General features: G+C 44.2%; 10 protein-coding genes and 1 pseudogene. 7 read left to right on the forward strand and 4 right to left on the reverse strand.

Annotation, left to right across the window (positions count from 1 at the left end):
• From D6D85_RS15585 to D6D85_RS15600, 4 genes are all read right to left on the reverse strand, one after another.
• On the reverse strand, window positions 1–741 hold the full coding sequence (locus D6D85_RS15585; protein ID WP_125672980.1) for a nucleoside phosphorylase: 741 nt from the start codon (window positions 739–741) through the stop codon (window positions 1–3).
• A gap of 352 nt (window positions 742–1,093) precedes the next feature.
• Window positions 1,094–1,312, reverse strand: a complete 219-nt coding sequence (locus D6D85_RS15590) for a histone family protein (protein WP_125672981.1) — start codon at window positions 1,310–1,312, stop codon at window positions 1,094–1,096.
• 512 nt (window positions 1,313–1,824) lie between these two features.
• The gene (locus tag D6D85_RS15595) at window positions 1,825–3,069 is read right to left on the reverse strand and encodes an alkaline phosphatase family protein (protein ID WP_125672982.1); all 1,245 of its coding nucleotides are present in this window, start codon (window positions 3,067–3,069) and stop codon (window positions 1,825–1,827) included.
• Between the two features lie 4 nt (window positions 3,070–3,073).
• Window positions 3,074–3,775 (reverse strand): thioredoxin family protein, encoded by a 702-nt coding sequence (locus D6D85_RS15600; protein WP_125672983.1) that lies wholly within the window; start codon window positions 3,773–3,775, stop codon window positions 3,074–3,076.
• Between the two features lie 584 nt (window positions 3,776–4,359).
• Here D6D85_RS15600 and D6D85_RS15605 point away from each other — a divergent pair.
• The 7 genes and pseudogenes from D6D85_RS15605 to D6D85_RS15635 form a co-directional block, all read left to right on the forward strand.
• Window positions 4,360–4,917, forward strand: coding sequence for a 2-oxoacid:acceptor oxidoreductase family protein (locus D6D85_RS15605; protein WP_125672984.1), 558 nt, complete (start codon window positions 4,360–4,362; stop codon window positions 4,915–4,917).
• Window positions 4,914–5,174, forward strand: coding sequence for a 4Fe-4S binding protein (locus tag D6D85_RS15610; protein WP_125672985.1), 261 nt, complete (start codon window positions 4,914–4,916; stop codon window positions 5,172–5,174). The genes D6D85_RS15605 and D6D85_RS15610 overlap by 4 nt, the downstream gene beginning before the upstream one ends.
• Before the next feature lie 4 nt (window positions 5,175–5,178).
• Window positions 5,179–6,396 carry a transketolase C-terminal domain-containing protein gene (locus tag D6D85_RS15615; RefSeq protein WP_237558881.1) on the forward strand — a complete coding sequence of 406 codons (1,218 nt, stop codon included), beginning with the start codon at window positions 5,179–5,181 and terminating at the stop codon, window positions 6,394–6,396.
• Window positions 6,393–7,364, forward strand: a complete 972-nt coding sequence (locus D6D85_RS15620) for a thiamine pyrophosphate-dependent enzyme (protein WP_125672986.1) — start codon at window positions 6,393–6,395, stop codon at window positions 7,362–7,364. Before D6D85_RS15615 ends, D6D85_RS15620 begins: the two co-directional genes overlap by 4 nt.
• Window positions 7,365–7,793: 429 nt before the next feature.
• Window positions 7,794–9,101, forward strand: coding sequence for a cation diffusion facilitator family transporter (locus D6D85_RS15625; protein ID WP_272914452.1), 1,308 nt, complete (start codon window positions 7,794–7,796; stop codon window positions 9,099–9,101).
• 106 nt (window positions 9,102–9,207) lie between these two features.
• The gene (locus D6D85_RS15630) at window positions 9,208–11,805 is read left to right on the forward strand and encodes an ABC transporter substrate-binding protein (RefSeq protein ID WP_125672988.1); all 2,598 of its coding nucleotides are present in this window, start codon (window positions 9,208–9,210) and stop codon (window positions 11,803–11,805) included.
• A gap of 49 nt (window positions 11,806–11,854) precedes the next feature.
• Window positions 11,855–12,173: pseudogene (locus tag D6D85_RS15635) on the forward strand (ABC transporter permease); the annotation flags it as partial.

Here is a 12,173-nt window from a genome sequence, read left to right on the forward strand (position 1 = left end):
TTAGCTGAGCATAAAAGCAGCTTCCAGTGCGATTCTTATGGCTCTCATCATCCCCTCTTTTAACTCATCTTCAGGGGCAAACTGAACTCCCTTGACCAAATTTCCATTCACCAAATGAATTGCTCCAGCATTTGCTCCTCTCAGCATGGCCACAGTAAAGACAGCAGCATCCTCCATTTCAAATGCAAGAATTCCTCTTCTCTCCCACTTTTTTATTGTGTCCGGATCCTCAGCATAAAAAGCATCGGATGACCTGACAACACCCACATGATATCTGGCTCTCTCAAGCTCAGCCGCTCTTATGAGGGCATTAATCACCTTAAATGATGCGGTCGGACAGAAGGGTTCAAAATTCACATAAGATCTGCTTGTTCCATCTTCGGGAACAGCTGATATAGCTATTATGAGATCACCTATCTCGACATCTTTCTGAACTGCTCCGCATGTTCCAACTCTTATCAGATATTCAGCTCCAGCTCTTATGAGCTCCTCAACAGCTATGGCGGCTGAAGGTCCTCCCATTTGAGTTGGCATTATGGATATCTCCTTCCCCTTATATCTGCCTGTAAAACCGTTAAAACATCTTTTTCCTCCTATAGCCTTCTTATCAGAGAGAAAATTTGACATAATCTTTGCTCTATCTGGATCTCCCGGTATCAAAACGCACTTTGCGACTTCTCCTTTGGAAACTCCTAGATGAGGTTGAACTTGAAACTCCATCTTGGATTTATCCACATACATCGCCTTCTCGGCAGGCTAGAGGATAAAAAGCTGCTGGTTGATATATCCCTTTATTAGCTAGTCGATGTTTTATGATCCATCTCCCGGCTAGCGAATGCTATTTGGGAAATGAAGCTTTTTCATCATAGAGCATTCATTTTTTATTGCTGTCAAACGGGTATAAAGCCCGAAATAGTTTAGGGATTTGTTATTGGGTTCAAAATTTCTGAAGAAGGACATTCAAATGTGATCGAGTAAAAATGCATTAATGTCCTATAAGAGAACAAAGGATTTAATCCAGTTCTATCCCCCATATAAAGGTCCCAAAAAAAGAGGGAGGTACCGGGGCCAGGGGCCGTAAGGCCCCTATTTCTTACTTCTTCCACACTGCAGCAACAGCTAGCTCTATATCTTCCTCTGTAACGGTCTTTCTCTTCGCATGCCTTGCCAGATCGACTGCGTACTTGGATACCTCTGAGGCAAATTTCTCTAGGTGGTATGCTAAGGTCTCCCTAGCAGCATCGCTCACTCTCTCGGCCCCGGCATCTTTTATAACTCTGTATAACGGGGCTAGGGGTAGATACTTTGCCATTCTCACACCCATTACTTGAGAGGCGACCCATCTTTCGATGGGGGCCCATCTAAATTGAAACCCTCTTATATTTAATCTTTTCGCTTGATGGGATCTTCTTGTCCTCATGGAACCATGCGTGACTATGAGTGTGATGAGGTGATCCTATAAGGTTATCTATTCTCTGGTCAACTGAGCATCTCATGTCTGAACTGTCACATGCCAATACAGGGATTCGCATGATGGCTTTATCATAGGGATATGGGGACGTATCTATTATCTTTTTAGAAGCTTATCTCTCATAATGTAAATAAAATTTTCTAATGAAAAGAAAACTGTTAGTAAAATGGAAAGACATTACCGCAGTTTTAGCAAACTTTTGGTAAAGTTAATGATGCCCTCTCCGCTTAACAAGCATAAGAAAGGGGATGCTGGATTGTATTGCCTGTATCTACTATATTCAGCTATTAACCGGCTGAATTATTCATATACAGCCCAAATCAAGAAATTAAAAAAGATCATCTGCGTTCAGCTCAGATCCTCTTCATTATCATAGGAAGAAGCGTCCATCCGTGATCTATTGTTCCAAGGCTACCTCTTAAGCACTCTCTTTCACAGAAACACTCTATTCCATCTCCATTCTCTCCCGGAATCCTGAGAGCAACAGGAACTGGATCGTCTGAATGGGCTTTCAGCGTCCAAGGAGTTGCATGATCCGATGTTATTAAAATTGCTACATTATCAAGCTCCTCAGCGATCCCTCTCACAAAGATAGAATCTATGAGTTCTATGGATCTGACTTTTCCCATGAGATCCCCGTCATGTCCGTAGACATCAGGCCCTTTTAAATGGACATATGACACATCGACCTCATTTAACAGCTCCTTTGTGGCAGAAAGTCTGCTGGGAAGGTCTCTCTCCAAATCGCCTGTTGGAGGGGGAACTTTCTTCTCTCTCATTCCCATGAGCTTGCATATGCCCATCTCAACAGGCATCTCAGCTATAGCCCCAAAACTTCTTCCAAACCTTCTGTTTATCTGCTCAAATTTAGGCACTCTGTTTCCCGCATCTCTCATGAGCAGGGCATTTGCAGGAAGCTTCCCCTCTTTTTTCCTCCTCAAATTAACCTCATGCTTGTCTAATATCTCCACAGCTTTTTTTGTAAATATATTGACGATCTTGGCTGAAATTTTGGCATCCTCTCTATCCGATAACGGCCTACATTCAGCTATATAAGGGCTGAAATCCTTTTTTGCAACACTTATATGCCCAACTTTATCGTATGCAGGATCAGTGTTGCTTATCTCATCACTCAACGGCACATCTGACTCTATTACAACCACTGCCCTGTGGCCGACAGATGCCCTCACAGTTATTCTAAATCCATCTATCTCCATTCCATCAAGAGAGGAGGCAAGTTCCCTTGCTTCCTCCGATGATAGATCCCTTCCAGCCCTTCTATCTATTATCTTCATGCTTTCCGGGTCTACTGTTGCAAAATTAGCCCTTAGAGCTAGGAAAAAGTCTTTTAGCTCTACGCCAGATCCGATAGCCTCTATCGGGCCTCTCCCAGTGTAATACTTCTCAGGATCGTATCCAAGTATCGATATCACAGCGGAATCGCTTTCAGGAGCATATCCCCTGCCAACAGTGTACATCAAGCCGCAAACGGATTTTTTTGCTATTTCATCTATGCTGGGCTTCCTAGCAATTCTGAGGGAGGACTTCTCTATGAGGCCATCTGGAGCTCCATCCAGAACTAGATAGAGGAGCTTCAGGGGATCACCTCTTAACCCGCCTAACTGCTTCTATCAAGTCATCCACCATCTTATCCTCAGGCTGAACTCCCACACTTGTTGACAGAACTATCTCCTCATCTCCCTCAGCAAAAGTTATCAAATTGTGGGGAACAGCGCTTACCTTATACTTATCCGCAAGATCAGGGTTCTCATATGCCTCAACACAGTCAGATTCCACTATCCCTCTGAGGGCAACTGCTATTTTATTTGAGAGAAGCACCTGATGTGGGCAGTAAGGACATGTCGGAGTCACAAATGTGACAAGCCTTATCCTTCCCCTGATATCAGCCAGCTCATCAAGTTTTCTGATGCTCTCCTCACTTAAATCAGGATTTCCTTGGCTGACGAGGGATATAGTTTCCACAAAACCCCATGCCTCATGGCCTGCTGGGGCTCCTGTGTACCTTATAAGGTACCCCATATCAGCCCCTATTAATATAGTTGGAACCCTTACAACTCTATATTTCTCTATTACATCGGGCTCAAGAAGTATGTTATGCACCCTGTGTACCAGCTTGCTGGATAGCTCCGAAAGCTCCTTTAGAAGTTGTTTTACCCAATCTGAGTACTCTTTGTTTTTGTTTCCCTCAAATAGTATGAGATCCACTGGATCTACAAGCTCCGAATCGAATTTGGCCTTCAGCTCAGAAGCTGTTTCATCATCTATTATCCTCTGCATAGCCATCCAAGTGATGTGTAAGGAATAGTATTTAAGGGTTCGTCAGCAGCTTCCAAAAGTTAACTTTTAACTCTTGTGCGTATACTCACACAAATTTGTAACCGAGAGATCCTGCTCTCTCATGCCCGGTATGTGGTGGTATATTAGCTCCGAATGAGCACATGCTCAGGATGAGGGGGTTTCCGTTGCCCCTGAAAGCCATCAATGAGGATAGCAATCTGTTGCTATCTAAGATGGAATGGATAGTTATATAACTATCGACAGCGGTTAAGATAGGAGTCCAGCGGTCTATCTTTTCCCTTTATGCGGAGTAATTTTCAGCATGATGTCTTTTTGTGCTGCTTTTTGAATTTCTACTGTGAACAGGCAGCTTGTTTGAGATGTTTAGCTTGATCTCAAAGGGCCTTAGTGAGCAGAGAGATTTCTATAAGTTTCTACTAATAAAAGGAAGTTTTTATAACACTATAAGAATCTTAACTGCATTAAATCAAGCAACTCTTATTTACATAGAGCTATATTATTACTTTTTAATAAATAAACATCTGACAAAAATTTTTTACGCTAATCATGGAGAAATTGCTGGTGATACAATGCTGGAGATAAGATGGCACGGTAGGGGAGGACAGGGCGTATGGAGCGGGACTGCTGTTTTAGCACTTGCCGCAATAAAAGCTGGAAAATTCGCACAATCGTTCCCTGAATTCGGGCCTGAAAGAAGAGGAGCTCCTGTAAATGGATACAACAGGATAGATGATAAGCCGATAAAAATACATTGTGGAATATACGAGCCTGATGCCATAATTGTGATAGATCCAACTCTTTTAAAATACAGGGAGATGATTTTGAGCGGCCTTAAAAGAGGAGGAAAAATAGTAATAAACTCGGAGAAGAAACCGGAGAAGCTGAGAGAGGAGCTAAAAGTTGGAAAAGATGTGGAGATATGGGTTGCGGATGCCACCTCAATAGCCCTTGAGGAGGTGAAGAGGCCCTCGACAAACACTGCAACTCTTGGAGTTCTCCTGAGGGCAATACCAGTTGTCCCAATGGACAAGCTGGCTGAAGCTATTATGAGCAGGTGGCCTGGAGATATTGGGGAGAAAAATGTTAAGGCGATAAAAAGGGCATATGAGGAGGCGATGTCGGGATGATGGGGTGGAGAGATCTTCCCATAGGAGGTGTTCCCCCCTTAACCTCCTTGGAGTATAAAACGGGGGATTGGAAAGTTTTCATGCCAAAGATAGACACAAGCAAGTGCACTAAATGCGGGCTTTGCTGGATGTACTGCCCTGATTCAGCTATCATATGGGATGGGGAGGGATACCCAAAGCCAAACTATGAGTACTGCAAGGGATGCGGAATCTGCGCTAACGAGTGTCCCGTTAAAGCAATAGAGATGGTGAGGTGATTTCATGATAGCACAGACAGTGATGGGTTTAAATGGTGATGAGGCTGTTGCTTGGGCTGTTAAGCAGAGCAATGTGGACTTTGTCTCAGCCTATCCCATAACGCCTCAGACGATAATAGTTGAAAGAATATCCGAGTTTGTGAACAATGGAGAAGCTGATCTCGAGTTTGTGGCTGTGGAGAGCGAGCATAGTGCCCTAAGTGCATGCATAGGTGCAGCTGCTGCTGGAGCAAGGGCCTTCACAGCAACTGCTGCAAATGGATTGCAGCTCATGCATGAAGTTCTCTACATAGCAGCAAGCTTAAGGCTTCCGATAGTGATGGCTGTTGCCAACAGAGCTCCATCCGGACCGATAAACATACACTGCGATCACAACGATAGCATGGGTCAAAGGGATTCGGGATGGATTCAGATATACTCTGAAGATGCGCAGGAAGTGTATGACAACACAATACAGGCCTTCAGGATAGCTGAGCACAGGGATGTGCTTCTCCCAGTAATGGTTATGATGGACGGATTTCTCATAACTCATACAATGCAGAACATCTATGTTCTGCCGGATGATGTTGTAAGCAATTTTGTTGGCACCAGAAAGGTTGAGAAGATAGTTTTACCGAGAATATATGGAGAGAAAGAGGTTTACAGGATGCTGAATCCAAAGTATCCCATTACCTTTGGCCCTCTAGATCTATATGATTACTACATAGAGCATAAGATGCAACAAATAGAGGCGATGAGAAATGCAAAGAAAGTGATAATGGATGTTCATGAGGAATATGCAGAAATAAGCGGAAGAAGGTATGGTGATGGACTTCTCGATCCCTACAGGGCTGATGATGCGGACTATCTGCTTGTAGGCATAGGATCCACGATGGGGACAGCAAGATATGTAGTTGATGAGCTCAGAAATGAGGGTCACAAGGTTGGAATAGTCAGGATAAGGACCTTCAGACCATTTCCAGCTGATGAGTTCAGGAAAATACTCTCAGGAAAGGACATGGTTGGCATTTTGGACAGAGGAATAAGCTTCGGCTCCTTCGGCCAAGTCTACTTGGATCTAGCCGCAGCCCTGTATAAAAGACCGGATGCACCTCCACTTATAGATTTCGTTTACGGACTTGGAGGAAGGGACATGTCTCCAAAGCTTCTGAAGAGCATATTCATGGAGCTTATAGAGGGAAAGGAGGAACCTGTTCTTAGGATAAGAGGGGTGAGAGAATGAGTGTAAACATAAAGGAGCTTGCTAAATTCATGATGAAAGATCCAGGAATACTATCTGGGCATAGATTATGTGCTGGATGCGGTCCAGGGATAATACTCAGGCAGATAATGATGGCTAGGAGAAAACCAGTTGTTATCGCAAATGCAACAGGTTGTGTGGAGGTTGCGACCACAATATTTCCCTATACTGCTTGGAATGTTCCGTGGATTCACAATGCATTTGAGAATGCCGCTGCGACAGCTTCCGGCATAGTAGCTGCTAGAAACAAGCTTATCAGATCTGAAAGGTTTAAGAATGATCCCGATGTCGATCTGGATTACGATGTAATAGTGATAGGAGGAGATGGAGGCACATACGACATAGGATTTCAGGCAATATCAGGGGCCTTTGAGAGAAGGGATAAGTTCATGTACGTGCTTTACGACAACGAGGCTTATATGAACACGGGAATACAGAGAAGCGGAGGAACTCCATTTGGAGCATGGACGACAACTACTCCAGTGGGAAGCAGGATAAAAGGAAAGATAGAGCCAAAGAAGCCGATATTGGATATATTTGTAGCTCATGGAATACCATATGCAGCAACAGCCTCTCCTGCATTCTGGACAGATGCCATACAGAAACTGAGGAAAGGGCTGGAGAACCAGCCATCATTCATACACTACCTTGGAGTATGTCCGACAGGCTGGGGGACTGAAATAGAAAAAACTGTGGAGTTATCTAAGCTTGCAGTTGAGACCTGCATCTTCCCGTTGTACGAAGTTGTGAATGGTGAGTACAAGCTCACTGGCATGAGCAAAACTATAGCAAAGAATCCAGCCAGAAAGAAGCCTGTGGAGGAGTACATAAAGGTTCAGAGAAGATTTGCTCACATGCTGAGGCCTGAGAACAAATGGATGCTTGAGGAGCTCCAGAGACAGGTGGACGAACGCTGGGAAATCCTGCTGAAGAGAGCAGGGGAGGCCTAATATTTTATTTTTTTATTACAGAAACTCGGCAAGAAAGCCTACGGTTTTAACCGTGGGATGAATTGCCGGTAAGCCTAAATACAAGCCCGTGATAGTTGTGTCGAGCGAGTCGCTCGGATGTAGCTCGGATGTCCAAAAGCTGGAATAAGGCTCCGGGCCGAAAGGGGGAGAGGTTCCAGCAAAGCGGGGATACGGCTATACGCCGTATCCAGGGGCTGATAGGGCATCATGCCCTGGTCTTGACACAGCCCTGAACCCGGTAGGATGAGGCCTAAGGCCGACAAACCGGGAATCTCCCGGCTTTAGCCGTGGGGAGTGTCAAGGAGGAAATTAAGGCAGAGCTAACTTTCGTCTTTCTTCACAACAATTTTAAATAAGCAAGCCTGATGGAAAACTAGGTGGTATACCAGGGACGTAGCTAAGCTCACTATATCATCTTTAATCGCATCTCTATGCCTCTTTCTGTTAAAGCTGCTTGCAGGCATTATAACCAATAGCTTGGGGATTCTGGCCGAGGCAATGCACTCAGCTCTGGACAGTTTAACCTCATTGATAACGTTTCTATCGGTCAGGTATTCAGCAAAACCTCCCGATAGCTCCCACACTTACGGGCACAGGAAGTACGATAGCATAGGAGGACTTATAGGAGCAGCTCTTTTGCTTGTCACAATGAGCTGGGTGGCTTTGGAAGCAGTTATCAGGTTAATAAAACCTGTTGAGATAGAGATAGGCATAATACCATTCATTGTGATGGTTGTTTCAATAGCTGTGGATGCAGAAAGATCAAGGGCATTGAAAAAAGCCGCTAGCATAACCTCAAGCAGAGCTTTAGAGGCAGATGCCCTTCACTTCTCAAGCGATATATTCACCTCTCTTACAGTTATAGCAGGCTTATTTCTGGTGAAACTCGGAATAAAAGCAGCGGATCCGATAATAGGTCTTTTTATATCAATTTTGTTCCTGAGATCTGCTGTAAAGATAGCTAAGGATTCTCTCATGGATTTAACCGACAGGATAGATCCCTCTCTGATGGATGAGATAAGAAAGGCATGTTCCGATATTCCTGGGGTCATAAGGGTGAACAGGATAAGGGCTAGATCTGTTGGAAATATGGTGCTGGGGGATATCTCAGTGCTTGTTGATTCTGGAATGGAGAACAGAATACCAAAGGAGATATCTAAGAGGATAAGCGAGAGGCTGAGAAAGGATGTTGATTTCATTGTTGAAACCATATCAGCTGATGAGGAGATCAAGGAGGCTGTGAAAAGGATATCATCTGAGATAAATGGGGTGATAGAGGTTCATGGGATAAAAATAAGTGGCTTCAACAGGGAGAAAAAGGTTTCCGTGCATGCGGTTGTTGATCCAGATATAGATATAGTGAGAGCTCATGAGATATCCGATGCGCTTGAGAGAAGGATAAAGGAGATTCCAGGAGTTGTTGAGGCCATAGTACATGTCGATCCAGCTGATCTTCCATCTCTTAAAATGACAGATAAAGAGCTTGCTGATATGATAAGAAGGGAGCTGGAAGGAAGGAAGATAGATGACTATGAGGTTATTCTGGAGTCTTTGGAGGTGTTCGATCCTCCTTGGACTGTCAATGTTAGGATTGTTCTCCCAAAAAGTATGCCGCTGAAAAAGGCTCATGAGATAACACATGAAGTGGAGCTGATTGTCAGGAGGATATTACCGGGAGCTTCTGTGACGGTTCACTTTTCTTCTTATAAAATTTAATAAATTTATCAATAATTGTAACTTTGTGAGAAACTTCCATCGCTGAAGACAAAAATTTATATAATTCACCTTAGAATTTCCCTTGGCCCTTTATGGGGTGACTAATATGAGCGTTAGAAAAGGTGGGTTCTTGTATTTTGCGGCCCTTCTCCTGCTGGCAGCGCTTTTACTGATGCCAAACGCAATGCCAGTTTTCGCCTCTCCTGAACAGTTCCCAGTGAACAAGTATGGCTGGTTAGATACAATAGTCTTCTTTGGTGAGAAGGATAGATCCAAGGCCATAAATATGATGGTCAAAGGGGATATGGACGCCTACTTCATAGACATACCGGATCCGGACCTCTACAGGAAGATCAAACAGGAGCCTACTCTGGCTTACGACTTCTCATTTGGGCTTTATTACGAGTTAACCTTCAATCCAGCCACGTTCAAGACAGGTGAGTTTAATCCATTCACAAACCCGAGGATAAGAGAGGCAATAAACTACATTGTTGACAGGAATTATATAGTCAACGAGATAATGGGCGGATTGGCAACACCTAAATTCCTTCCGATAATAAAGGTGTTTCCAGAGGGAAAGAGATATGCCGATGAATATGCAAAGATAGAGAAGGAGTATGCCTATGACTTTGCCAAAGGCAAGGCGATAATAGAGGAAGAGATGAAGAAGATGGGAGCAACTCTTGTTGGAGGAAAATGGCAATATCAAGGAAAGCCGGTGGTGATAAAGTTCATAATAAGGGTCGAGGATGCCAGAAAGAAGATAGGAGATTACGTGGCTGGCCAACTTGAGAAAGTTGGATTCACTGTTGAGAGGATGTATAAAACCTCTAGGGAGGCCTCCCCTCTCTGGTTGAGAGGGGATCCAGCTGAGGGCAAGTGGAGCCTCTACACAGGAGGGTGGATAACTACTGTAGTAAGTAGGGATGATGCGGATGTCTTCACCGAGTTCTATACGCCAGATGGCTCTTTGGCTGCTTTGTCTCCTCTCTGGCGTGCTTACAAGCCAGATCCAGTCTTTAGGGAAACAGCAAAGAGGCTTTTTACGAGGAACTTCACATCTATGACGGAGAGGAATGTTTTGATGAAGAAGGCAATGTGGATGGCGATGAAGGATTCGGTAAGAGTGTGGCTTGTTGACCAAAATGCAGTTTGGGCTCGCAGAAAGGACATCAATCTGGTGGCTGATTATGCTGCAGGATACTCGGGAATGTCCTGGGCCTTTACCGCAAATAAAGGGCTTAAATTCGGAGGAATGGCTAAAATAGGAAGTGCCGAGGTTATAGTTGATCCTTGGAACCCTGTCGCTGGCTCAAACTGGATATACGACTCGATGATATATGACTATGCAACACGTAGTAGGGCATTCCTTCGCGATCCGAAGACAGGAATGGCGATACCTCTTAACGTCAAAAGCGTTGATATGGAGGTTTTGAGTGGCCTGCCGATCACCAGAAGCGAAGAGACAAAGAGCTGGTTCAACTTAACATATGTCAGCAGGATTGATGTTCCAGGTGGAGCTTGGTATCGCTGGAATGTCAAGGAACAAAGAATGGTAACTGCTAGGGAGGCAGGGGTCAAGTTCGCTCAGGTCAAGTTTACAGTAAACTATGGATCTGTTCTGGGAAGAGTTGCCTATCATGATGGTTCAGTTAGATCCCTAGCTGACTTCATAATGCCCTTCATAGTGGATAATGAGAGGGCAAGCCCGGACAGCAAGATATACGATGAATCATGGGTTGATCCCTTCCATTCAACCTACGATCCCTTCCTTGGCTGGAGGATAGTGAGCAAAGAACCTCTGATAATAGAGTACTACCTCAATTACACCCTTCTTGACGCTGAACTGATAGCTGCTTATTACACATTCTGGCCCTCCACGCCTTGGCATGCCTACTACATCGGTATACTGGCAGAGGAGAACAAAGAGCTTGCGTTTAGCGCTGATAAAGCTGGTGCACTGAACATAGAGTGGATGAACTATATAGCAGGTCCTAGTCTGGCCATACTGGAGAAGTACCTCGATAAGGCACTTAAGGAAGGCCTCATACCATATAGGGAGTTCTTTGGAGCCCTTGGGTACATAACTGTTGATGAAGCTAAGAACAGGTATAGCAATTACATGAAATTCTATAAGAGCTATGGGCACTTCTGGATAAATGACGGGCCTTACTTCGTGGAGAGAGCTGATGCAATAGCTCATACTTGCACAATAAAGTCGATAAGGCTTCTGCCCTACAAGATAGAGGAAGTAGCTAGAGACATAGCCGAGTTCACAATGTTTCCATACACTACAGTTGGAATAGGATATGACAAGGAGATTCTGAACAAGGTCTTAGCTCCTCCTGAGATAAAGTCTGCTCCTGAAGGAGTAAGCCTGATAGTGGGAGGACCTCTTGTCAATACATACACAAAGCAGGCATTTGACAAAGCAGGGATAAAAATGGACTCAAGGTCTCTGGTACTGCCGACAGGAGAGAAGTTTGCTGACATTGCCTATGGAAAGACGGATTACGGAATAGCAATCCTGATAGGGAAAGATCTCTATGTCGCTGGAATGAGCAGATATGGAACTGAAGCAGCTCTCCTCTACATAACGAAGAACAAGGTAAACTTCGGGACAGTTATAGTGAAGTGGCAGGACGTTAATGGAAATGGCCAAGTTGAGCTCGATGAGGTCTCTGTAGTACTGCAGAAGCTGTGACCCCACTAATCCCTATTTTTTATTTTTTTAGTTTTGTGGAGGGGATTGTTTGAAGATACCTAGGATTGTTAAGGTGTTAGTGAGAAGGGCTATAGTATTGTTTTTAATGGTTGTTGCAGTAACTTATGTGACTATATTAGTGGCAAATGCAGGAGGTTATGTAGATGACATAATAATTTCTGAGATAAAGTTTAATGTAGCCCAAGCAGTCAATAATAACCCTCTTTATAAGGGCCTCAGCCCAGAGGAGAGGGAAAAGTTAATTGAGAGGCTCTCATTGATTGAGATCAAGAGAAGAGGGTTGGATCAACCGTTTCCAATTAGGAGCTTAATCTACCTGTGGAATGCCATGACACTTGATCTTGGGA

Origin of the sequence: Candidatus Methanodesulfokora washburnensis (assembly GCF_003947435.1) — an archaeon.
Classification (GTDB): Archaea; Korarchaeota; Korarchaeia; order Korarchaeales; family Korarchaeaceae; genus Methanodesulfokora; species Methanodesulfokora washburnensis.